Origin of the sequence: Palleronia sp., assembly GCF_042089775.1 — a bacterium.
GTDB lineage: Bacteria > Pseudomonadota > Alphaproteobacteria > Rhodobacterales > Rhodobacteraceae > Palleronia.
The window spans coordinates 83,429-105,362 of the sequence record NZ_JBELKF010000004.1; the positions used below are offsets into that span (position 1 = coordinate 83,429).

The 21,934-nt window shown below is 69.3% G+C and carries 18 protein-coding genes; 8 read left to right on the top strand and 10 right to left on the bottom strand.

Translation table 11 applies throughout. The annotated features are described in order from the left end of the window. Positions 1 to 50 precede the first annotated feature (50 nt). From ACFDS3_RS02505 to fhuB, 5 genes are read left to right on the top strand one after another with little or no spacing between them, the layout of a single operon-like run. The gene (locus ACFDS3_RS02505) at positions 51 to 2,144 is read left to right on the top strand and encodes a TonB-dependent siderophore receptor (RefSeq protein ID WP_375260766.1); all 2,094 of its coding nucleotides are present in this window, start codon (positions 51 to 53) and stop codon (positions 2,142 to 2,144) included. Beyond that, positions 2,144 to 2,908 (top strand): ABC transporter ATP-binding protein, encoded by a 765-nt coding sequence (locus ACFDS3_RS02510; RefSeq protein WP_375260767.1) that lies wholly within the window; start codon positions 2,144 to 2,146, stop codon positions 2,906 to 2,908. Before ACFDS3_RS02505 ends, ACFDS3_RS02510 begins: the two co-directional genes overlap by 1 nt. Before the next feature lie 10 nt (positions 2,909 to 2,918). After that, a complete protein-coding gene (locus tag ACFDS3_RS02515; protein ID WP_375260768.1) occupies positions 2,919 to 3,815 on the top strand; it encodes an iron-siderophore ABC transporter substrate-binding protein in 897 nt (298 codons plus the stop codon). Continuing rightward, entirely contained in the window at positions 3,812 to 4,678 is an 867-nt protein-coding gene (locus ACFDS3_RS02520; RefSeq protein ID WP_375260769.1) for an iron-siderophore ABC transporter substrate-binding protein, read from the top strand. The genes ACFDS3_RS02515 and ACFDS3_RS02520 overlap by 4 nt, the downstream gene beginning before the upstream one ends. Then, complete coding sequence (gene fhuB, locus ACFDS3_RS02525) at positions 4,675 to 6,648, top strand: Fe(3+)-hydroxamate ABC transporter permease FhuB (RefSeq protein WP_375260770.1); 1,974 nt, start codon at positions 4,675 to 4,677, stop codon at positions 6,646 to 6,648. The genes ACFDS3_RS02520 and fhuB overlap by 4 nt, the downstream gene beginning before the upstream one ends. Before the next feature lie 54 nt (positions 6,649 to 6,702). Here fhuB and trxA read toward each other — a convergent pair whose 3' ends face one another. From trxA to regB, 8 genes are all read right to left on the bottom strand, one after another. Then, entirely contained in the window at positions 6,703 to 7,023 is a 321-nt protein-coding gene (gene trxA / locus ACFDS3_RS02530; RefSeq protein WP_375260771.1) for a thioredoxin, read from the bottom strand. Positions 7,024 to 7,080: 57 nt separating this feature from the next. After that, positions 7,081 to 10,407, bottom strand: a complete 3,327-nt coding sequence (gene addA / locus ACFDS3_RS02535; protein ID WP_375260772.1) for a double-strand break repair helicase AddA — start codon at positions 10,405 to 10,407, stop codon at positions 7,081 to 7,083. Beyond that, positions 10,404 to 13,307 (bottom strand): PD-(D/E)XK nuclease family protein, encoded by a 2,904-nt coding sequence (locus tag ACFDS3_RS02540; RefSeq protein WP_375260773.1) that lies wholly within the window; start codon positions 13,305 to 13,307, stop codon positions 10,404 to 10,406. Before ACFDS3_RS02540 ends, addA begins: the two co-directional genes overlap by 4 nt. Further along, a complete protein-coding gene (locus ACFDS3_RS02545) occupies positions 13,300 to 13,971 on the bottom strand; it encodes a nucleotidyltransferase family protein (RefSeq protein WP_375260774.1) in 672 nt (223 codons plus the stop codon). The genes ACFDS3_RS02540 and ACFDS3_RS02545 overlap by 8 nt, the downstream gene beginning before the upstream one ends. Then, positions 13,968 to 14,897: an aminoglycoside phosphotransferase family protein gene (locus ACFDS3_RS02550; RefSeq protein WP_375260775.1), complete on the bottom strand. Its 930-nt coding sequence runs from the start codon at positions 14,895 to 14,897 to the stop codon at positions 13,968 to 13,970. Before ACFDS3_RS02550 ends, ACFDS3_RS02545 begins: the two co-directional genes overlap by 4 nt. After that, positions 14,890 to 15,360, bottom strand: coding sequence for a tRNA (adenosine(37)-N6)-threonylcarbamoyltransferase complex ATPase subunit type 1 TsaE (tsaE, locus tag ACFDS3_RS02555; protein ID WP_375260776.1), 471 nt, complete (start codon positions 15,358 to 15,360; stop codon positions 14,890 to 14,892). The genes ACFDS3_RS02550 and tsaE overlap by 8 nt, the downstream gene beginning before the upstream one ends. Positions 15,361 to 15,454: 94 nt before the next feature. Next, positions 15,455 to 16,969 (bottom strand): PAS-domain containing protein, encoded by a 1,515-nt coding sequence (locus ACFDS3_RS02560; RefSeq protein WP_375260777.1) that lies wholly within the window; start codon positions 16,967 to 16,969, stop codon positions 15,455 to 15,457. Between the two features lie 73 nt (positions 16,970 to 17,042). After that, positions 17,043 to 18,416: a sensor histidine kinase RegB gene (gene regB / locus ACFDS3_RS02565; protein WP_375260778.1), complete on the bottom strand. Its 1,374-nt coding sequence runs from the start codon at positions 18,414 to 18,416 to the stop codon at positions 17,043 to 17,045. Positions 18,417 to 18,489: 73 nt separating this feature from the next. On the opposite strand from regB, the gene ACFDS3_RS02570 reads away from it, so the two are divergent. Next, positions 18,490 to 19,131: an SCO family protein gene (locus tag ACFDS3_RS02570; RefSeq protein WP_375260779.1), complete on the top strand. Its 642-nt coding sequence runs from the start codon at positions 18,490 to 18,492 to the stop codon at positions 19,129 to 19,131. A gap of 76 nt (positions 19,132 to 19,207) precedes the next feature. Continuing rightward, positions 19,208 to 19,762: an ActR/PrrA/RegA family redox response regulator transcription factor gene (locus ACFDS3_RS02575; RefSeq protein WP_375260780.1), complete on the top strand. Its 555-nt coding sequence runs from the start codon at positions 19,208 to 19,210 to the stop codon at positions 19,760 to 19,762. Here ACFDS3_RS02575 and ACFDS3_RS02580 read toward each other — a convergent pair. Both ACFDS3_RS02580 and ACFDS3_RS02585 read right to left on the bottom strand, forming a co-directional pair. Continuing rightward, positions 19,759 to 20,349 (bottom strand): hypothetical protein, encoded by a 591-nt coding sequence (locus ACFDS3_RS02580; RefSeq protein WP_375260781.1) that lies wholly within the window; start codon positions 20,347 to 20,349, stop codon positions 19,759 to 19,761. The genes ACFDS3_RS02575 and ACFDS3_RS02580 overlap by 4 nt on opposite strands. After that, the gene (locus ACFDS3_RS02585) at positions 20,346 to 21,332 is read right to left on the bottom strand and encodes a glycosyltransferase family 8 protein (RefSeq protein ID WP_375260782.1); all 987 of its coding nucleotides are present in this window, start codon (positions 21,330 to 21,332) and stop codon (positions 20,346 to 20,348) included. Before ACFDS3_RS02585 ends, ACFDS3_RS02580 begins: the two co-directional genes overlap by 4 nt. 136 nt (positions 21,333 to 21,468) lie before the next feature. Between ACFDS3_RS02585 and ACFDS3_RS02590 the strand changes: the two genes are divergently transcribed. Further along, positions 21,469 to 21,934 (top strand): adenosylhomocysteinase (locus tag ACFDS3_RS02590; RefSeq protein ID WP_375260783.1); only part of this gene is annotated, 466 nt, incomplete at its 3' end.

The following is a 21,934-nucleotide window of genomic DNA, read 5'->3' on the forward strand; positions in this document are numbered from 1 at the left end:
CACTCGGATTTCATTATCCGACGTAAACACTCGTAGAAAGAGCCCGGGACATGATCATTCACCGCCTCGCCGTATCCGGCATCGCCCTCGCCGCTGCAATGCCGGCCCTCGCCCAGACCTATGACCTGGGCACGATCGTCGTTGAGACGGAGGACACCGACCGCGGCTTTGTCGGCACCAAGGTGGAAACCTCGACCGGAACGCTGCTGAAGACCGGTGGCGAGATCGCCACGACGCCGCGTTCGGTCAGCGTCGTCACCGCACAGGAGATCCATGCCCGCGGCGCCGACGACGTCGAGGAGGCCCTCCGCTACACCACCGGCGTCAATCCAGGCCAGTGGGGACTCGACGCGCGGTCGGACTGGTACACGATCCGCGGCTTCGACCCGACGACGTTCCACAACGGGCTGCAGGCGCGCTACGGCTACTACAACGATACCAGGCCCGAACCTTTCCTCCTCGACAGCATCCAGGTCCTGCGCGGCCCCGCTTCGGGGCTATACGGCAACGGCGAGGTCGGCGGGGTCATCAACACCGAAAGCAAGACGGCGGCCAATTACGCGGGCGAAGACCTGGTCAGGCTGACCTTCGGCAGCGACGACGAGGCCGAGCTCGGCCTCGACTTCGGCGGCGACCTCAACAAGAGCGGTACGCTGAAATGGCGCATGGTCGGGGTGCTTCGCGACGCCGAGACGCAGGTGGATCATTCGCAGGACGACGCTCTCGCGATCGCCCCCTCGATCACCTGGGCGCCTCAGGAGGGAACCGAGGTCACGCTGTTGCTGAACCACCAGGAGAATGACGGCAGCCCGCTGATCCAGTTCGCCTCCCTTTATGGCACACTCCTGCCCGCCCCGAATGGCGACTACCTCGACGACAGCTTCTTCATCGGCGAACCGGGCTTCGATCGTTTCGACACCAAGCAGGACAGCGTCACCCTTTTTGCCGATCACCGGATCAACGATGTCTGGTCGATCTCCGGCCGCGCCCGGCATGTCGACGGCGAGGCCGACTATCGCCACGCCTGGTGGGCTTACGACAACCCGCCGACGCGCTATAACGACGACGGCACCATCAACCGGACCTTCTATCGCGCCGAGAACACCGTCGAGACGCTGACGCTGGACTCCTATGCCACGGCTGACTGGCGGTCGGGGCCGTGGGACATGAAGACGGTGATCGGCGTGAACTATGTCGATGCCGAGTATGACAGCGATACCGGCTACGGCGCCCAGCCCGGCACCATCGACCCGTTCGACCCCGACTACACCGGAGCGCCCGCCATCGACGTCGTCGACACGCCCGGCAACTATGTCGAGGAATGGGGCGTCTACCTGCAGAACAACGCGATCCTGAACAACCGGCTGCATCTCGACACCGGTCTGCGCTATGCGGACATCGAGACGGGCGAGAGCGAGGGGACGTTCACCGACAGCACCGTGAACGCGGAAGACGAAGCGTGGACGGCAAATGCGGCGCTGCTCTACGCCTTCGACAACGGCGTCGCGCCCTATGTCAGCTATGCCGAGAGCTTTCGGCAGGAGATCGTGGGCCAGGACGTCGAAGGCAACGCTTTCGAGCCGACCCGCGGTCGACAGTACGAGGCCGGCGTCAAATACCAGCCCGTGGGCACGAACGATCTCTACACCCTCGCCTTCTTTGACCTCGAGAAGTCGAACCTGACCCAGTCGGACCCGAACAATCCCGCCTTCCAGATCCAGACGGGCAAGGCGACGTCGCAAGGGGTCGAACTGGGAATGCGCAAGAGCCTCGGGGATTTCGCCATCGACGCGAACGCGACCTTCCAGGAGACCGAGAACGTGGACGGCTACACCATCTCGAACGTGCCCGAGACCTTCGGCTCGATCTGGGGAGAGTGGGCGCCGTCAGCGGGTAGCCTCGAAGGGATCTCGGCGGGGCTCGGCGTGCGGTATGTCGGCGAAAAGTGGGACGGCACCGACGTGCAGGAGACGCCAGCTTACACGCTGTACGATGCGCGACTCGCCTACCAGTGGGACCGCTATGAGGTCGCACTGAACGTCACCAATCTCGAGGACGACCAGCACGTGACCTTCTGCGGCACCACCGCCTGCTATTTCGGCGAGGGCCGCGAGGTCTCGCTGTCGCTGGCCGCGAAGTTCTGATGTACGCGCTCGCCGACATATCGGTGAGCCATGACGGACGCCGGGTGCTCGACGTGCCCGGCCTCCACCTTGGCGGCCAGGGCGTGACCGCGATTCTGGGCCATAACGGCTCGGGCAAGTCGACGCTCCTCGGGTGCCTCGCCCGCCAGTTGCGCCCCGACACGGGGACCATCGCGCTGGACGACCGCCCCCTCGATGCCTACCGACAGCGCGACCTGGCGCGCGCCGTGGCCTTTCTGCCGCAGCGCCTGCCGCCGCTCGAAGGCCTGACGGTGCGCGAACTCGTGCGCCTTGGCCGCTATCCCTGGCGCGGCGCGCTGGGGCGCTGGCGGGTCGAGGATCACGCTGCCGTCGACCGCGCGCTGATCCAGACCGCCGCTGATCCCCTGGCCGACCGCCTTGCCGACGAGACTTCGGGCGGCGAGCGCCAGCGCGGCTGGATCGCCATGCTGCTGGCCCAGGACGCGCCGATCCTGCTGCTGGACGAGCCGACCTCGGCGTTGGACCTGCGCCACGCCGAAGAGATCATGGCCCTGCTCCGGCGGCTCGCCGATGACGGGCGCCGGATCATCGTGGTCCTGCACGACATCAACCTGGCCGCACGCCATGCAGACCGCATCGTCGCGCTGAACCAGGGGCGGGTCGCCTTCGACGGCCCGCGCGACGCCTTCCTCGATGCCGATGTGCTGAGCCGCCTGACCGGGGTGCCGATGGCCCTTCTGGACCGCTCCGCACCCCATCCACCCCACGCCGTGATCGCCTGAAGGAGATCCCATGTTCCGCACCCTCTTCCTTGCCTGCGCCGTCGCCCTGCCCGCCCACGCCTTCGAGCTTGAGGGGGAGTCGGGCACCGCCATCCTTGACAGCCCGCCGGAAAGCGTCGCCGCCCTGTCCTGGGCCCTGGCCGAGATCGCCACGGATCTCGACCTGCCGCTGACCGGAGTGGCCGACACCGAGGGCTACGCGACATGGGTGGCGAAGCCCCCCCTGCCCGAGGGCGTCCGCGATCTGGGGCTCAGGACTGAGCCGAACCTCGAGGCGCTGTCGGACCTGGCGCCGGAGCTGATCCTGGGCTCGGACCAGCAGATCGACATGGCCGACCGGCTGGGACAGATCGCGCCCGTCGTGATCCGCGACCAGTTCTCTGCCGATCACGACAATGCCGAAACGGCACGGCAGACTTATCGCGACATCGCAGCCGCCTTCGGCAAGTCCGACCTAGCCGCGCAGCGCCTGTCCGAAATCGACGCCGCCATGCAGGCCGCGGGCGACCGGGTGCGCGAGGCATGGGGCGGCGCGGTGCCGCCGGTCCTGCCGGTGCGCCTGATGACGCCGACCACGCTGCGCATCCACGGCCCGAACTCGATGGCCGCGGCAGCTGTCGAAGGAATGGGCCTGACCCCCGCAGCCGGCGGCGAGCGGACCGAATGGGGCTTCGTCACCGTCCCGATCGAGGCGCTGGCAGACTACGAAGACGCCGCCATCGTCCGTTTCGATCCATTCGCAGACAAGGAAGCCCTCTTCGCCTCGCCGCTCTGGCAGGCGATCCCGGCGGTGGCCGAAGGTCGCTTCGCCGTGGCCGAACCCGCCTGGACCTTCAGCAGCGTCGTCTCGCTTGAGGTTCTGGCCCAGCGGATCGCGGACGCGCTGGTGGACATCGCCCCGGAATGATCCGTGCCCTCGCCCTTCTTTTCGCGATCCTTGCCGGCGCAACCAGCGCGCAGCCGACCTTCGACACCCCGCCCGAGCGGGTCGTCACGCTCGACTGGGCGCTGACAGAGGACGTGATCGAGCTTGGGCTCACACCCGTCGGCGCGCCCGAGCTCGAGCTCTACAAGGAATGGGTCGGCGATCCCGCGATCCCCGAGGGCGTCGCAGATATCGGTCTGCGCACCGAGCCGAACCTGGAGACGATCGCCGGGCTGGTTCCCGACGTGATCCTCGCCTCGGACCTCGACCCGGCGCAGGTCGAAACACTGTCGCGCATCGCGCCGGTGATGAACATCGACGCGTGGCGGGCCGACCACGACAACATCGCCGCCGCCCGCAAGACATTCCTTCAACTCGCCGACCTCTTTGACCGCAGGTCCGAGTCCGAGGCACGCCTGGCCCGGATGGAGGCGCGGCTGGACCAGATCGCCACACGGGTCGCCGAGATGGACGTCCCCGAAGAAGCCACCGCAATCCGGCTCAACGACAATTCGACGGTGTGGATCTATGGCGAGAACTCGGTGCCGAACTACACGCTCCGGCGCATCGGCCTGACGCCCGAGATCGACCTGCCCGCGACCCGCTGGGGCGTGGTCCAAAAGCCGCTCGACGCGCTGGCCGAGGCGGATGACGGCGTCGTCCTCGCGATCCGCCCCCACATGGGCGGCGCCGCGGCGAAGGAGGGGCCGCTCTGGTCCGCGCTGCCGATGGTCGCCAACGACCGTTTCGCCGAGGTGGACCGCGTCTGGAGTTATGGCGGCATTCTGTCGGTCGAGCGTCACGCCGAAGCGTTTCTGGCGGCGCTCGAACCCCTGACGGAATGACGGCGCGACACCCTCTCACCGGCGGGCTTCTGGCCCTGCCGGTTCTTTTGTTCGCGCACCTGCTGACGAGCACCGACCTGCCCGCGGACCGCATCATCGCGCTTGCCTTCGCAGCGCCGCCCGAGGGGTTCGCCGAGGTACGGTTCCTTTACGCGTCGCTGCCAAGGGCGGCGATGGCGGTGATCGCAGGCATCGCGCTCGGGGTTGCGGGCAGCCTGATGCAGCAGGTCACGCAGAACCGCCTGGCCTCGCCCCTGACCCTTGGCGCCGCGTCCGGCGCGTGGCTCGCAACGGTCGCGGCAACGCTTGTCGCGCCGGCCTACACGGCGGCGCATGGCGGCTGGATCAGCATGGCCGGCGCCACCCTGGCCTTCGTGCTGGTCGTCGGGATCACCGGGCTACGGGGCTTGGCGGGCTTGCAGGCGGTGCTGGGGGGCATGGCGGTCAACCTCGTCTTCGGCGCGATTGCCGGGGCGCTGGTCCTGCTCGAGAGCCCGTATTTCGCGCATCTCTTTGTCTGGGGCGCAGGGGACCTTGGGCAGAACGGGTGGAATTGGGTGACCTGGAGCCTGCCCCGCGTCGCCGCCGGGCTGGCCGTGGCGGCATGTTTGGGTCGTCTGCTCGCCCTCCTCCGGCTGGGCGCCGAGGCGGCCGAGGGGCGCGGCATGGCACTAGCCAGCGGGCTCGTCATTGCCATGGGCGTGGGGCTGTTCCTGACGGCGACGGCGGTGACGGCGGTCGGTCTTGTCGGCTTCATCGGCCTGATCGCCCCGAACATCGCGCGCAGGCTGGGCGCCCGTACCCCGATTGGCGAGCTGCTCGCCTCGGGCGCGTGGGGTGCGCTTTTGCTGCTGTTCGCCGACGCGCTGGCGGTGGGCCTGAACCTCGTGGCGCGCGACCTGATCCCGACCGGAGCAACCGCCGCGCTGATGGGGGCGCCGGCGCTGATCGTGCTGATGCGACGGCAGCTCCATGCGGCGGATCATGCCGTCTACACCCTGCCCGTCGGCCCCGCCCGCCCCTCGGTCGCGCGGCTGGCGACGTTGGTTCTGGGCACCGCTCTGTTGGCCGCAGCGGCTTTGACCGTCGCGCCGGGCGAGCTTGGCTGGCGCATCGGCCTTCCGAACGAGCTGATCTGGTCGCTGCGCTGGCCGCGGCTGCTGGTCGCGCTGGCGGCGGGTGTCGGGATGGCGCTGTCCGGGCTGGTGCTTCAGCGGCTGATCCGCAATCCGCTCGCCTCGCCGGACATCCTTGGCATGTCATCGGGCGCCACCTTCGCGCTGGTCGCGACGGCCATGGTCGCGGGCGTGTCGGTGCACGAGATCGGCCCCGTCGTCGCCCTTGGCGGAGCGCTGGCCGTCCTCGTGCTCCTGCTCCTGCTGTCGCGGCGGCACCACCACGCGCCGGCCACCGTCGCCCTGACCGGCATCTCGCTGGCCGCGCTGCTGGACGCGCTGGTGAAGGTGGCGCTGGCGACAGGCTCACAGGACAGTTTCGCGGTGCTCACGTGGATGGGGGGCTCGACCTATCGCGCCAACCCGGCGACGGCGCTGACCCTGTCGGCCGTCGTGGGCATCATCGGGATCGGCCTGTGGCTGGTGCGCCGCTGGCTGACGCTGATCGCGGCAGGCGACCCGGTCGCCCTGGCGCGAGGGGTGCCGGTCCGGGTGGTTCGTCCGGCGCTGATGGCGATCGCCGCGGCGCTGGCGGCGGCGGTCGTCGCGGCAATGGGGCCCGTCGGCTTCGTGGGCCTGCTGTCGCCGCACATCGCCGCGATGCTGGGCGCACGCCGGGCAGCTGACCAGCTTGCCCTCAGCGCGCTTGTCGGCGGGGCGTTGATGATCGCGTCGGACTGGATCGGTCGCACCGCCTTGCACCCGATGCAGTTGCCGGCGGGCACGGTCGCGTCGCTTCTGGGGGGCGTCTATTTCCTCGCCCTGGTGGTGAGGCGGCGCGGGCTGTCGAGCTGAACGAAAAAGGGCGCCCGAAGGCGCCCGTTCTTCATCGCGGAAAGGGTGGCGAGATCAGATCTCGCTCTTGATCCAGCTTTCGAGCGAGGCCTTCGGCGCCGCGCCGATCTTGTTCGATACGACTTCGCCGTTCTTGAACAGGAACAGGGCCGGGATGCCGCGAACGCCCATCTGAGCGGGCGAATTCGGGTTCTCGTCCACGTTGACCTTCACGATCTTGACCTGGCCTGCCATCTCGTTCGAGATCTCCTCGAGCGCCGGCCCGATCTGCTTGCAGGGGCCGCACCATTCGGCCCAGAAGTCGACCACGACGGGAATGTCGGACTGGCGAACCTCGGCGTCGAAGGTGTCGTCGGTGACGGGGGTGGTACCCATTGGAAATCTCCTTGCGATCGCGTCAGGCGCGAGAGGTAAGGACGCCCCCGATCAGCGTCAAGTCAGGCCCCGCACGAAGGCGGCCGCCACGGCGCCCTCTGACAACCGCATCAGCCGCGGCTCGCGGGTCCACAGGATCGCCGTTTCGACCCGCCGTCCCGGATAAATCGCCGCGAGCGCATGGGCATAGGCGCCCATCTGCCGCAGCAGTCCTTCAGGCACGGCGTCAGGGGTGGCCGGCACGATCCGGTTCGACTTGTAGTCGATCGCGAGAACGCTGTCCGAGGCGACGATCAGCCGGTCCACCGCGCCCAGAAGTCGATCGCCCGAGGGCAACGGAGCGACAAGCTCCACCTCTTTCAGCGCCGGCTGCGCGAAGAGGTCGCGCAGTTCGGGCGCGCCCAGCACCCGGCGCGCCTCGTCCAGCGCATCGGCGATCTGCCCGGGTGTCGACGTGTCCGCCGCAAGCAGGCGGGCCGCCCTGTCGACCCAGGTATCGGGCGCGTCGATCGGCAGATGCTCCAGCAGCAGGTGGATGCGTGAGCCGCGGGCGGTCGCCTCGTCTTCGTCGACATCCTCGGCAAGCACCTCGCCAGGCAGCGCCTTGGCGCCGCCAAGCCCCGAAGGCGAAACGAACGCAGCCGAAGCCGGCGGCGCGGCGGGAGCCTCGTCAAACCAGGCGGCCAGCTCGCCCACGGTGCCTGCCGCCGACGGCGCGCTCTCGACCGCGGCGGGGGCGGTCCAGTCGTTGACCTGGAACCGGCGCCCCGGCCCGGCCTCGGTCTCGACCTCGGTTGTCGGCAGCGCGGCCATGCCGGCCTCGAGCGTTTCGTACCAGGTGCCCGCGGGGCGCGTCGTGCTCGGGCCGCAGCAGATCAGCCAGCTTTCCGCCCGCGTCATCGCCACGTAGAGAAGCCGGTCGCGCTCGGCCGCGTCGGCGGCGGCAAGCGCTTCGGTCGTGGCGGCCAGTGCCGGAGGGCGCGCATCCTTGGCGGGCGACCAGATCACCGGGCCGTCCGGCATCTTGACGAAGCGCGCCGCGTCGTTGCGAGGCGGTTTGGTGGTGTCGGCAAGGATCACCACCGGCGCCTCGAGTCCCTTGGCGCCATGCACCGTCATCACCCGCAGCCGTTCGCCCGCACCTTCGGCCTGGCGCTTGATCCTGACCGTCTCGGCCTCGAACCACGCGAGAAAGCCGGTCAGGGACGGCACATCCGTCCGCTCATAATCCAGCGCCTGACCCAGAAGCGCATTGATGGCGTCCTCGCTTTCCACCCCAAGCCGCCCGATCAGCCGCGCCCGCCCCCCGTGCCGCACCAGCAGCCGGTCGATCAGCTCGTAGGGGCGAAGGTAATCGGCTTTGCCGCGAAGGTCGTGGAGGATGGCAACAGTCGCGGCGTGGGAACTGTGCATCAGGACATCCCACAAAGGCCCCTTTCGTCCGTGCGCGAGGTGGTAGAGATCGCCCTCGCTCAGCCCGAACAGCGGCGAGCGAAGCGCCTCGGCCAGCGAAAGATCGTCCTTTTCAAGCGCCAGGAACTTCAGCAGCGACAGGATGTCACGCACCGCCAGGTCATCCTCGAGCGTCAGGACATCGGCCCCCGCGATGTCGAGCCCCGCCGCCTTGCAGGCCCGGATCAGCGGGTGGAACACGCCCGAGCGCGACCGCACGAGGATCAGCACGTCGCCCGCCTTGACCGGACGGCGGCGCGAGGGGTCCTTGCGGTCGGGGATCGTCTCGCCCCGGTCGATCATTCCCTTCACGGCACGCGCGATCTGGCCCGCAATCCGCGACACTGCGCTTTCGGGATCGGGACTGTCCACCGGGTTTTCCCAGTCGGGCGGATCGCCCTCGGGGTCGCCTTCGGTCATCGGCCACAGGTCCACCCGCCCCGGCATCGCAGCCCGAAACGCGTGGTGCTGAACCGGCCCCCCAAGGCCCGCGGCGAACACGGCATCCACGGCGCCCAGCACCGCGGGGGCCGAGCGGAAGGAATGCTGAAGTTCGAGCCGCTGGAGAGCATCGCGGCCAAGCTGCTCGGCGAAGTAGTCGTGCATCCGGTCGAACCCCTCGGGGTCCGCGCCCTGGAAGGAATAGATCGACTGCTTCTTGTCGCCAACGACGAAGATCGTGCGCTCGCCGGACTCGCGCCGCCCGTGCCCGGCGGCAAACTCGCGGGCAAGCGCGCCGATCACGGTCCATTGCACCGGCGAAGTGTCCTGCGCCTCGTCCACAAGGATATGGTCGATGCCCCCGTCCAGACGGTAGAGCACCCAGTCGGCGACGGCCTTCTGGGTCAGCAGATCCCGCGCCCCAAGGATCAGGTCGTCGAAGTCGAGCCATCCGCGCGCCTGCTTGGCCCGCGCATAGCGCGTCAGGACGGCTTGGGCGAAGCGGTTGAGCGTCAGCGACCGGTCGAGCACGGCAAGCGACAGGCGGGTTGCACGCGCCTCGGCGACCCGCTCCATCAACTCGTCGAGCGCGTCGCAATCGTCCGCAAGCGCCGTGCGTACGGCCTTGGTCGGGAACTTGCCGCACTTCGCACCGAAGGGCTCCTTCGCACCGGTACCGTACAGGCAGATATCCTCGAGCACGTCCAGCGCCGCCGCGCCGAAAGGCGCGGTCAGCGCAGCCAGACGCGGTGCGGCGGCCTGATCGGTCTTGCCGCCCGACGTCATGCCCTGCGCCACCCGCCGCAACAGCGCTTCGGTGCTTGGGTCGAAAACACTGGCCAAGAGGGACTCGAGGCTATCGTCCGCCCTCAGGTCCAGCACCTTGCGCAGGCCGGCCTCGTCTACGGGCGCGAAGGCATCGCGCGCCGCGACGATGCCCGAGACAAGGTCATCCACCGCGCCGGTCATCGCGACGACCTGCCGGAACAAGTCGGGCTCGGCCTCGGCGACGGCCTCGAGGCACGCCTCGCGCAGTTGCGCGGCGGCGCGGTCGTCCATCTCGGTGAAGCGGGGCGAGACCTGCGCCTCGAGCGGGAAGCGCCGCAAGAGGACCGCGCAGAACGAGTGGATCGTCTGGATGCGCAGGCCGCCCGGCGTCTCGATGGCCTGCGCGAAAAGGCGCCGGGCTCGCGACAGATCCGCCTCGGCCGGGTCCGCGCCGAGCGTTTCGAGCGCGGAGAACAGCGCCGCATCCGGCATCATCGCCCAGCGCCCGAGCGTCTCGAACAGGCGGTTCTGCATCTCGCTGGCGGCGGCCTTGGTGTAGGTCAGGCACAGGATGTTCTGCGGCTGCACGCCCGCCAGCAGCAGCCGCGCGACCCGGTCGGTCAGTACCCGCGTCTTGCCCGAACCCGCATTCGCCGACAGCCAGGTCGACCGATCCGGCCGCGCGGCAGTGATCTGGCGCGTCGTCGCCTCGTCGCGCGTCACCCCACGTCCTCCGGCTGGGCCGGGTCGCTCAGGTCCCACTCGCCAAAACGGGCGAGGTGAGCATAGTCGAACCGGTCGGTCTGCCTTTCGGTCGCCCGAAGCGAGGTATAGCCCTGCCGCCGCTCGCCGTACGCACCCAAAAGCTGCTGGAGCATCGCCAGGACCGCCCCGGGATCGAGCGTCACGTCGCCCCCGTCGCGCAGGTCGTGCAGCGTCTCCTTTCGGTCGGCGCCAAGGCCGATATGGCTGACCCGCGCGACCTCGGCGGCCTCGACGCCTTGGAACGCGCCGGCCTCGGCCATGACGGCCTCGAGCATCAGCTGCTTGTCGAAATGCAGAAGCTGCTGCTTCGACGGCAGCTTTCCGGTCTTGTAGTCGATGAGGATCAGCCGCCCGTCCTCCATCCGGTCGATCCGGTCGGCCGTTCCCGTCAGCAGCACGCCCGTGCCCGGCACGTCAAAGCGCCCCTCCTTCTCGGGGCGCAGAGGCGTCGCTTCGGCCTGCCGGCGGCGCTCGCCCTCGAGAAACCAGTCCACCCAGCCCTCGATCTGCGCGAGCCAGGTCAGCCGCGCACTGGCCCAGGGCACCGGGGCCAGCACCTCGTCTGCTATCCGCCGCAGCGCGTCCCGTGCCTCGAGCGTCGCGGGGTCGAGGCCTTCGGTCAGCCACAGCTCGAGGATCTTGTGGAGCGCCTGCCCCCGTTGCCGCCCGTCCGGCTCGGGCCGCCGCGGCGACAGGGGGCGCAGGTTCAGGACCTTCGCGGCGTAGATGCCGTAGGGGTCGCGGACCAGCCGCTCGATCTGCGTTACCGACAGGCGCGCGGGCCGCACTGCAACGGGGGGCCGGGGCGAGGGACGTTGCACCGGATCGGCCTTCTGCACCCGCGCGGCAGACAGGCGGGCCTGGTTCAACCAGACGTTGCCGCGGGCGCGCATCGCCTCCAGCGCCTCGGGGCCGCGGTTATCACGCAATCCGCCCAGAAGGTTGGTCAGCCGGTTCAGCCACCGAGACATCACCGTCTCGGCCTCGGCATCACGGCGGGCGCGCGACAGGACGACCTCGGGTGCGCAGGCGGCCTGCTGGAAATCGTGCGCCGACAAGCCGATCCGGCGTTCCGGCAGCAGAAGCCCCACCCGCGCCCTCATCTCGCGGTTGAGCCACGGATCGGGGACCGGCGGCTCGGGCCACGTCCCCTCGCTGAGCCCGGCGAGGATCACGAGGTCGGCCCCCTGCACCCGCGCCTCGAGCGTGCCCCAGATCATGATGTCGGGCCGGGCGGTGTCCGGGCGGCGCACTTCTTCGGCCTGCAAAAGCGAGTCGAGCAGCGCGACGTGGTCCGCCGGCCGCAATGGATCGCCGTGACCGGCCGACGCCTCGAGCGCGGCCATGACCTGGCGCGCCTTTCGTCCCGCGGCCTGATCCCACAGCGCGGGCGCGAGGGCCTGGGTCTCGGCCATGTGGCGTGCGACAAGAACGGGCAGGTCGGCCGCGCCGGTCGCGGCCAGCCGGTCGAGTACGCCGCCAAGGCGAACCGCCCAATCCACATCGCCCTCTTCGGCCCACTGGCACAGCAGCGCGGTGTCGACGCACGGCCCGCCATTGTCGCGCAGCCACAGGTCGAGCGCGTTCGTGTTCCGCAGATGCACCCCCCGGTCACCGAGGCTGACGAGCGGGTGCTTCAGCAGGGCAAGGACCGCATCGGGACCGGGCATCTCGCCGATCAGCCGCGCGGTCTGGCGCAACAGGCGGCCCGGCGGCGTCAGGTGCAGCGGCTCGCCCGCGCTGTCGTCGGCCTCGATCCCCCAACCGTCCAGCGCCGCCTGCACCCGCCGCGTCAGCGTCCGGTCGGGCGTGACCAGCGCGGCGTGTCGACCTTCGTCGGCCGCGCGGCGCAGGCGGATCGCGATGGCCTGCGCCTCTTCGACGGGGTCGGCAGCCTCGATCAGGCTCAGCCCCTCGGTCGCCTTGACCATGTCGCCCAGCGCCGGACCGTCACGCATCCACTGATCCGTCACGGGTGCCGGGCGCAACGCCATGGACAGGAGCGCGCCGCGCTCGGGGGCGGGTGCGCACCCGGTCCAGCGCGGCAGGTCCCACGGCGTCCGGTCGAGCCGCCGACAGATTGCGGCAAAGCGGAACTGCGGATGATCCTCGCCCGTGCGCGCGTCGCCAAGGCTGTCCCACACCTCGGGCGGCATGTGCGGATCGACCCCCGGCAGCACCACGGCCCCCTGCGGCAGACGGGCCACGGCCTCCATCAGCAGCGCGACCGGCCCGCGCGAACCGGTGGAGCCCGCGACGATGACCGGGTGTTGCGGCGGCTCGGCGCGCCAACGGTCGGCGAGCGCTTCGGCGGCAAAGCGCAGGCGCGCCTCGCCACTGGGCAGGGCTTCGGTTTCGGTCACCATGCGCGCGATCGTCAGGAACTTCAGCGCGCGCTGCCAATGGCCGCCAAGGTCGCCCACGTCGAGGCTTTCGAGCGCCGCCGGGTCGACGCCTTCGCCATACATCTCGTCGAAGACCCCGGCGAGGCTGTCGGCCAAGTCGAACACGGCGCTGCGGGGGGCGAGCGTCGGGTCGGCCTCGATCAGGCGCTGCACCAGTCGCGCGAGGTCCAGCTTGCGGCCCAGCGGCGGCATGGCAGGGGGCAAGTCCACCGCCGGGTTCGCCGCAAGTTGGCCAAGAAGCCGAATGCGCGGCAGAAGGCGTGGCGGTCCCTCGGCGAAGAGCTGCATCAGTCGGCGACGCATGCGCGCGGTATTGACGAAGATCTCGACTGCGGCCCAGGTCTCGGGAGGGTGGCCTTCGAGGCGCTCTTCGAGGCCGCGGATCAGTTCGGCGGGATAGTCGCAGCCGGGCGGCAGGGCAAAGAGGCGCGCGCCGTCCGTGGGCTCAAACATCGGCGAGCAGGCTCTCGGCCAACGCGATGCCATCGGGATGGCCAACATCGGCCCAGGCGCCGGGATATTCGATTCCGTGCAGCGCGTTCTCAGCGGCCAGCGCCTCCCACACGCGGCGCAGTGAGAAGACGCGGTCCGGCACGCTGTCGAGGACCGCCGGGTCGATGATCTGCGCACCGGTATAGACGTGGTCCCCGCCAAACCGCAGCCGACCGTCGGCGAGGGTGAAATCCCCGGCACCCTTGCGGCCTTTCGCCTGCGCCAGCGGCACGCAAAGCAGCAGGGCCCGCATCCCGTCGCGCCACGCGTCCTGTAGCAGGTCCAACGGGTTCGGTCCCGCGAAGATCGCGTCCGGGTTCAGCGTCCAGCACGGCCCCGGCCCCAGCAAGGGCCGCGCAGCGGCAAGTCCCCCGCCGGTATCGAGGATCGTGCCCGGCTCGTGCGAAATCGTGACGCCCCGGGCCTCCAGCCGCGGCGTGATGACCTCGGGCAGGTAGTGCGTGTTGGCGACGATGGGCGCGGCGCCGGCCTCGATCCCAAGGTCGACAGCGCGGTCGATCATGCTGCGGCCGCCAACCTCGACCATCGGCTTGGGGCGATCCTGCGTCAGGTGCAGCATCCGCCGCCCGAAGCCGGCGCAAAAGATCATCAGGGGTCGGCTCATGCGGCTACCGGAGTCAGGATGCAGTCACGAAGCGGCCCTGCCAGTGGCGCCGCCGCGGGATGGGCAAGCGACCGTTCGACATAGCCGCGGACGCGCGGAACATGGGCAAGATAGCCGGTCCGGCCCCGCTCCGCCAGACGCGCGAACAGCCCGAGGATGCGGACGTTTCGCTGAAGGGACTGGAGCGCATAGGCGGCCCCGAAGGTGTCGCGGTCGCGGTGGGTGACGGCGCAGAACCGGTCGAGCATCCACGCCTCGGTCTCGGGCGACACGTCGCGGCGCGCGTCTTGGAGATACGAGGCTAGGTCGTAGGCCGGATGCCCCGCCAGCGCGTCCTGGAAGTCGAGCAGCCCGACCCGCCGCGCGCCCTCTCGCCCCGGCAGCCAAACAAGGTTCTCGGCGTGGAAATCGCGGTGCAGAAGGACCGTCTCGCCCTGCCCGTGCTCCGCCAGAAGGCCGCGGAACAGCCGGTTGCATTCGGCCACCGGGCCGTTCGGCCGGGCGGCGTGGCTCCACGCAGGTTCAAGAGCGTCCGTCATCGCATGGGCGTCGTAGCTCGCAGCCCAAGCAGGAACCGGGCCGGCCTGCAGCATGGCGAGGACCTGGATCACACTCTCGCCCAGCGGAGCTTCGGCGGCAGGGTCAGCGGCGACGACGCGCGCAAAGATATCGTCACCCAGATCCTCCATGAGGACCAGCGCATCTTTCTCCGACACCGCCATGATCCGGGGCGCCGACAGGTTGAGGTCTTCAAGGTGCGCGGCCACCGTCAAGAAGGGGCCGACCGGAGCAGAGCAGCTTTCCATCAGAACAGCGCTCTCGGCCCCCCGCGTCAGACGGGTATAGAGGCGACCGGAGGCATCCCCGGCCAGGGGAGTGCCCACCGCATCGCTCCAACCGGCGCGGGCGAGGAATTGGTCAGGCATGAGTGGCGGCCTCGATTCCGTCGATCAGCCTGGCCGGCCCCGTGAGCGTCGCGCGCCGGCCCGTTCCTTCGGGCACCAAGGAGATGCGCAGGGCATCGTCAGGCGCGTGGTCCAGGCGTTCGGGCCATTCGATCAGGCAGAGTGCGCCGCCGGCCATGGCATCATCAAGGCCAAGCTCGATCAGTTCGGACGGATCGCCCAGCCGGTAGAGGTCCGCGTGGAACACGTCGATCCCGCCGATCCGGTAGGTCTGGACCAGCGTGTATGTGGGCGACGGGACATCCTCGACCGTTCCGTGCCGGGCCATGCGCGTCTGGATGATCGCACGGGTCAGGTGGCTCTTGCCCGCGCCAAGGTCGCCGGACAGCAGCACGGAGTCGCCAGCGCCAAGCCGCGTGGCCAGCTCGGCCCCGAGCGCATCCGTCGCGGCGGCGTCAGGCAGGAAAAGGGAGAGATCGTCCATGCCGCGCAAGATGACGGTGCGCGGCGGACGCATCAAGCCGATTGCGCCGTCCCGCGACACGATGCGCGGATGGGCGCGCGAACGTTATCCCTTCTTAGGCCGATTGCGCGCGGGGCGGCTTGACCGCAGGCGGAAGCACGCGCGTCACGCCGGCGGCCTCGACGAAGCGCACGAGGGTCGCGGCACCGGGAAGCGGCGTGGCAATGACGTGAACCCGCCCCCCGTCGCGCAGCGGCAGGTCGGCCATTGGTCCGAGGACGCCGGACCGCGTGCCGACCGCCTGCGCCAGATCCTCGACCGCCGGGTCGGGCAGGCACCGGACCCGCCAGGTGGCGAGCGCTCCGGCGAGTGTCTGCGTCTCGTCCGCGCCCCAGAGCCGGTCGTAGGCGGTATTGCGAAGGATCAGCGCGCCCTCGTGGTCGAAGACCGCGACGGCCTCCGATAGCGCGTCAAGCACGGCGCGGCCTGTGTCGATCCGGGCCCGGAAATGCCGCGTTAGCGAAACTTCGGAGGTGACGTCCTCGATCAGCAGCGCGAAGGCGCCGTCGGGCTGCGGACGGCCGGTGACGCGGAACGTGCGGCCGGCAGGCAGGTGCCAGAGCTCGGAGAACGTCCCCTCCTGGGCCGCACCCTCGATCGCCGCAACGCGATCCCGCCACGAGGCGTAGTTGCGCGGCTCGGGGATCATGCGGCGGGCACGCAGGGCGTCGAGGAACGAGGCAAGCGACGGCTGCGAGATCAAAAGGTCGATGGGCAGCGTGGTCAGGTCGCCCAGCGCCGGGTTGAAAACGGCGAGCCGCCCGCCCCGGTCGAAGATCGCGAGGCCCACGGTCAGGTGCGCGAAGGTCCGCGCGACGGTGCCTTTGAAGGCCCTGAGACCGCTCTCGGCCGCGGCGAGTTCCGTCGCCGGGAAGGCGGTCAGCACGCGTGCGCCGCCACGCTCGGCCGCGCGGACGTCGAACCAGTCGTCCCCGAGCCGCAGCCGCTGCCGATCGTCGTCCGAGAACCCTTCGGCAGGGAACAGCGACGCCAGGGGCCACGTGACGCGCCCGTGGAGCCGCTCGCACCGGGTGCGGTAGTCCTGGTTGGCCCACAGGATGCGCCCGCCCTGATCCTCGACCCAGACGGGGCACACCATGCCGTCCGCGGCACGGCGCAGCGCCTCGAGCTCGTCCAGGGATGCGCTCTGGCAGATACGGTCGACCAGAATCCGGTCGTTGCCATCCTCGCGCATCGTGAGGCGCAGGCGGTCTCCGTCCTGCTCGAGATCGAGCCGACCAACCCCGTCGCGACCGATGACGATGCGCTCGGTCCGCTCGTCCATGCTGTCGAGGGCAGCGGGCAGACCGGGGAAGCTGTTCGACAGCCATTCGACCAGACGATCCTTGCGCCAGACCTCCCCTTGCTCGCCGCCGAGGAACTCCAGCATCGTGCGGGCGGTGGCGGTTGCGTCGATGAGGCGATCGCCCTCGATCAGAAAGACGGTGCGGTTCGAGACGTCGCGCACCAGAAGCCGCGGGCGTGTCGCGGACAGCAGGGCCAAGGCGCCCAGCGCCGCGGTGAACGCGCCAAGCGCCCCGAACAGCAAAAGCGTCGTCTGAGCCGCCATGCGCCGGCCTCCTGTCCCTGTTTCGGACTCAGGATGCGCAGATCGGGGTTAAAGCCGGCTTAAGCATGTTTCGTCATGCTGTGGGGCGGTTTTCCCCCAGCGGCACGCGGTCGGTGGCGACGGCGATATCGGCCCGCCGCCATGCGGCATGGGCCACCGCACCGCCGCTCCGCCCGTTTGCGAAGGCAAGCTCGGCGCCCGACCGCTCCAACAGCGTCTTGGCGATGAACAGCCCGAGGCCCATCCCCTCGTAGGCCCTGCGGTTCGCACCGACCGGAGCTCCCTCGGGCCGCTTGCGAAGGAACGGGTCGCCGAGACGGGGTAGCGCGTCGGGCGCGTAACCGGGCCCGTCGTCGGAAATGCGAACGGCCACCTCGTCGGCGCTCCACGAGACCTCGATCCGGACGGTCTCGGCAGCGAAATCGACCGCGTTCTGCACGAGGTTGCGCAGCCCGTGGATCACGTCGGGGCGGCGCGCGATGCTGGGCTGCGGCGCGTCGTCTTGCGCGATCGTCTCGATCACCACCTCGACCCCCCGTGCGCGGTGGGGATTGGCGGCCTCTTCGACCACGGCAACGAGCGGGGCGATCTTGACATGCTCATCCTGCTTTCCGGCCCGCCCCATCTCGCGCAGGATCACGCGGCAACGCTCGGCCTGCTCGCGGATCAGCCTAGCGTCGGCGCGGGTGTCGTCGTTGTCGGTGTCCTCGATCAGTTCGCCCGCGACGAGGGTGATCGTGGCCAGGGGCGTCCCCAGCTCGTGCGCCGCGGCGGCCACCACGCCGCCCAGGTCGGTCAGTTTCTGCTCGCGCGACAGGGCCATCTGCGTGGCGGTCAGCGCGTCGCTCATGGCCGTCAGTTCGGCCGTCACCCTATGCGCGTAGGCCCCTTGGAACAGGATCGCGATGACGATGGCAGTCCAGAAGCCCACGACGAAGATCGGGGGAAGCTGCAGCACCTCGCCCGAGACGGTGGTCAGCGGCAGGTAAAAGAAAGCCAGCGCGGTCCACAGGAGGATGGCCAACCCGCACAGCAGATACGCGAGGCGCGAACTCAGCGCGAGCGCAGCGATGGCGACCTGCGCCAGCACGAACAGCGCGAAGGGATTATGCAACCCCCCCGTCAGCACCAGCAGCATCCAGAGCTGCAACATGTCGAAGCCGAGGGTTGCGGCAAGCTCGGCCTCGGACAGGCGCCGGTTTTCTGGGAAGACCAGCGTCGCCATCAGGTTTGTGATGACCGCGGCGCCGATGGCCGCCCAGATCAACCCCGTCTCGAGGTCGAGGTCCAGCGCCTCGGTCGCAACCACGACCGAAATCACCTGACCCGTGACGGCGATCCACCTGAGCCACACGAGGGTCTGCATCCGCACCCAGTCCGACCGGTTGTCGAACGCGTGACGCGGGTCAAGCGCGTCGGTCTCTGAACTGTGAGTGGCCTCGGTCATGGGAATGACTTGTATGCCGCCGCCCGACGGCCGATCAATGCGGCGAAGCCAACGATCCCTCGGAGACCGCCGCATGAATCGCACGACCGTCACGCTGAGCTCAGTCGCCGTACTTGCGGCAGCGGGCGGACTTGCCGCCGCGGTGTGGTGGACCGGCCGCGACGACGGCCCCTTCGCCCCCTGCCGCGACGGGGCCGTCGCCGGCGCCGCCGCGATCGGCGGCGCGTTCGAGCTTGTGTCGGAAACCGGCGAGACGGTGACGGACGAAGAGGTGCTCGATGCGCCGTCGCTGGTCTATTTCGGCTATACCTACTGCCCCGACGTCTGCCCCTTCGACGCCGCGCGCAATGCGCAGGCCGTGGATCTGCTGGCCGAGCGCGGCTACGAGGTGCAGCCCGTCTTCATCTCGGTCGACCCCGAGCGGGACACGCCCGAGGTCATGGCCGAGTTCACCGAGTACATGCACCCCGACATGCTGGGCCTAACCGGCTCGCCCGAGCAGATCCGCGAGGCGGCGCAGGCATACCGCGTCTACCACGCAAGGCGCGGCGACGATCCCGCAACCTACCTGATGGACCACACCGTGTTCACCTACCTGATGATACCGGGTCACGGCTTCGTCGACCTGTTCCGTGGGGCACCCGGCGCCTCGGGCGAAGGCGTGACGGCTGAAGAGGTGGCGGACCGCACGGAGTGTTACCTCAGCAACACGTGACACGACGAGCGGTTTGATCACCCGGTCCGGGCTGCTAGGTGCATGGCATCAAGCGGCTTTGCAGGGATACCCTCTCATGGACGATCTGGAGCCCATCGACATCCCCGGCGACAAGACGCTGTTGCTCGTGGATGACGACGAGACGTTTCTCAAGCGCCTCGCCCGCGCGATGGAAAAGCGCGGCTTCGAGGTCGATACCGCCGACAGCGTCGCTGCCGGCCGCGCCAAGGCCACGCATCGCCCGCCGGCCTATGCCATCGTCGATCTGCGTCTGAGCGATGGCAACGGGCTCGATGTGGTCGAGACGATCCGGGCGAAACGCGAGGATGCCAAGGTCGTGGTGCTGACAGGCTATGGGGCGATCGCCACCGCAGTCGCCGCGGTCAAGATCGGGGCCACCGACTACCTGTCGAAGCCCGCCGACGCGAACGAGATCATGGCCGCGCTGCTATCTCGCAGCGACGACCTGCCCCCGCCGTCGGAAAATCCGATGAGCGCCGATCGCGTCCGGTGGGAGCATATCCAGCGCATCTACGAGCAATGCGACCGCAATGTCAGCGAAACGGCGCGGCGCCTGTCGATGCACCGCCGGACCCTGCAGCGCATCCTCGCCAAGCGCAGCCCGCGCTAGACCTGCGCCAGCAGGGCGTCATGGCGTGCGGCAAACGCCTCTCGCACGTCGCGCGGGGGGCGCAGCACGATGTCGAGCCCCCGGATCAGTGTGGCGTCGGGCCGGCCGAAGAAGCGGGTGGCCTCGGCCTCGGAGAAGCCTGCGATCTGCGTTGCCTCCATCCAGGCCGACACCCTGTCCGCCGCCTTGATCTGTCGCTTCACCTTGACCGGGATCGCCGCCGGCAGACCAAAGCGAATGTGGATCGCCGCCGTCAGTCGCTCGTCGAGCGCACCATACCCCGGCCCTACCGCCGCCTTCACCGGCGAGATCATGTCCCCGATCACGTATTCCGGCGCGTCGTGCAAAAGCGCCGCGAGCTGCCAGCGAGGCTCGGCCGCACGGACCATCCGGGTGAACAGCGCCTCGACAAGCAGCGAGTGTTCGGCCACGGAATAGGGGAAATCCCCATTGGTCTGGCCGTTCCAGCGGGCGACGAAGGCAAGGCCATGCGCGATGTCCGCAATCTCGATATCCACCGGCGTCGGGTCCAGCAGGTCGAGCCGCCGCCCCGAGAGCATCCGTTGCCACGCGCGGGGCCTTCTCATGTCAGCACCGTCATCTCGTTCCGGAACCGCCGCAAGTGCCGCAGGGTGCGCCCCTGGGACAGGACGTGCTTTGCCAGTGACCGGCGCATCCACGCCTCTTCGGGCGGCGCCACCGCGGGCAGCGCGGGCTGGTCGGGGAAGTGCCGAGCCATGAAATCGGCGAAAGCCTGGCGGTAGCGCAGGGGATGGCGGCCGCCGCGGCTGCTCCAGGGCTTTCGGGGGCCGATGAAGTGGAGGATGCGGGGAGAGACCATCTCGGCCAGCATGTTCGTCGCGGCGGTGTATTGCCAGTTCCATGTCGGGTGCAGCTCGGCCCAATCGCCTTGCAGGACGCCGTTCAGCAGGTTCTGGTCGTGCCGGATCATCTTGTCCCGGTGCTGTCGGCCGAAGGCAACGGTGCGCCCGGTGATGTCCTGTTTGAGCCAGCGGTCCACGTCGATCAGCATGACGCCCGCGTTGAAATAGGGCGCGTGGGGAATGCCCAGCCGGCGGAACTGCTCGGGCACGCGGCGCGGCGTTCTCGCCTGGCTGTTGTCCTTCACGGCGGCGATCGCCCGATCGCCGATGTCCAGCGCCAGCAGCTCGTCGAACCCGGCCCCCTGCACAAAGATATCGCTGTCGAGGTAGAGGATCCGGCGATACTCGCCCCGGAGCGCCTGCGGCAGGGCAAGCCGCAGGTAGACGATCTCGGTCCTTCCCGGATCGAGGCGGAGGCCGTCGAACATGCCGCCCGTCGTGATCGCGCAGCGGCGCAGGTCCAGGTGCGACAGGCTTTGGGGCGGCGCAGCGGGCATGTCGTTGGCAGCGATGCAGATGTCGAACCGCCGTTCGGGATGGAGCATGTGGAGCTGCTGGGCGACCTGCATCGCCGCGCGCGCGTAGAACCCGTCGCCGGCAAAGACCACCGCCGTATCGGCTTTGGCCGGGCGCGAAGCCTCGACCGAGAGGCGGCTCGTGGCGGGATCGAGGTGGCCGTTCGACATGACATCTCTCGGATTAGGCTACAAGTGACGCCATAATGTGGCCCGCGCGAAAGCGCACCACCATTGGCAACCGCGGGTAGGGTCTGTTACCTGCGCCCAAGGTTAATTCACGAAATTCCACGGGAGTGCGTCTCAGATGCAAGACTACGTCGTCAAGGATATCTCGCTGAGCACGTATGGCCGCCGCGAGATCGAGATCGCCGAGACCGAGATGCCCGGGCTGATGGCCACGCGCGCCGAGTATGGCGAAGCCCAACCGCTGAAGGGCGCGCGCATCGTGGGCTCGCTGCACATGACGATCCAGACGGCCGTCCTGATCGAGACGCTGGTGGCGCTTGGCGCCGATGTCCGCTGGGCGTCGTGCAACATCTTTTCGACGCAGGACCACGCCGCGGCCGCGATTGCGGAAGCCGGCGTGCCGGTCTTTGCCATCAAGGGGCAGAGCCTGGAAGAGCATTGGGACTACCTCGACCGGTCGTTCCAGTTCGAGGACGGCCCGAACCTGATCCTCGACGATGGCGGCGACGCGACGCTCTACGTGCTGCTCGGCGCCCGTGTCGAAGCCGGCGAAAGCAACCTGATCGAGACGCCCACGTCCGAAG

What these genes read in the sequence shown, in the direction of transcription:
- ACFDS3_RS02505 (WP_375260766.1), top strand. Translation starts at nt 51, where the DNA reads ATGATCATTCACCGCCTCGCCGTATCCGGCATCGCCCTCGCCGCTGCA.
- ACFDS3_RS02510 (WP_375260767.1), top strand. Translation starts at nt 2,144, where the DNA reads ATGTACGCGCTCGCCGACATATCGGTGAGCCATGACGGACGCCGGGTG.
- ACFDS3_RS02515 (WP_375260768.1), top strand. Translation starts at nt 2,919, where the DNA reads ATGTTCCGCACCCTCTTCCTTGCCTGCGCCGTCGCCCTGCCCGCCCAC.
- ACFDS3_RS02520 (WP_375260769.1), top strand. Translation starts at nt 3,812, where the DNA reads ATGATCCGTGCCCTCGCCCTTCTTTTCGCGATCCTTGCCGGCGCAACC.
- fhuB (WP_375260770.1), top strand. Translation starts at nt 4,675, where the DNA reads ATGACGGCGCGACACCCTCTCACCGGCGGGCTTCTGGCCCTGCCGGTT.
- trxA (WP_375260771.1), bottom strand. Translation starts at nt 7,023, where the DNA reads ATGGGTACCACCCCCGTCACCGACGACACCTTCGACGCCGAGGTTCGC.
- ACFDS3_RS02540 (WP_375260773.1), bottom strand. Translation starts at nt 13,307, where the DNA reads ATGTTTGAGCCCACGGACGGCGCGCGCCTCTTTGCCCTGCCGCCCGGC.
- ACFDS3_RS02545 (WP_375260774.1), bottom strand. Translation starts at nt 13,971, where the DNA reads ATGAGCCGACCCCTGATGATCTTTTGCGCCGGCTTCGGGCGGCGGATG.
- ACFDS3_RS02550 (WP_375260775.1), bottom strand. Translation starts at nt 14,897, where the DNA reads ATGCCTGACCAATTCCTCGCCCGCGCCGGTTGGAGCGATGCGGTGGGC.
- tsaE (WP_375260776.1), bottom strand. Translation starts at nt 15,360, where the DNA reads ATGGACGATCTCTCCCTTTTCCTGCCTGACGCCGCCGCGACGGATGCG.
- ACFDS3_RS02560 (WP_375260777.1), bottom strand. Translation starts at nt 16,969, where the DNA reads ATGGCGGCTCAGACGACGCTTTTGCTGTTCGGGGCGCTTGGCGCGTTC.
- regB (WP_375260778.1), bottom strand. Translation starts at nt 18,416, where the DNA reads ATGACCGAGGCCACTCACAGTTCAGAGACCGACGCGCTTGACCCGCGT.
- ACFDS3_RS02570 (WP_375260779.1), top strand. Translation starts at nt 18,490, where the DNA reads ATGAATCGCACGACCGTCACGCTGAGCTCAGTCGCCGTACTTGCGGCA.
- ACFDS3_RS02575 (WP_375260780.1), top strand. Translation starts at nt 19,208, where the DNA reads ATGGACGATCTGGAGCCCATCGACATCCCCGGCGACAAGACGCTGTTG.
- ACFDS3_RS02580 (WP_375260781.1), bottom strand. Translation starts at nt 20,349, where the DNA reads ATGAGAAGGCCCCGCGCGTGGCAACGGATGCTCTCGGGGCGGCGGCTC.
- ACFDS3_RS02585 (WP_375260782.1), bottom strand. Translation starts at nt 21,332, where the DNA reads ATGTCGAACGGCCACCTCGATCCCGCCACGAGCCGCCTCTCGGTCGAG.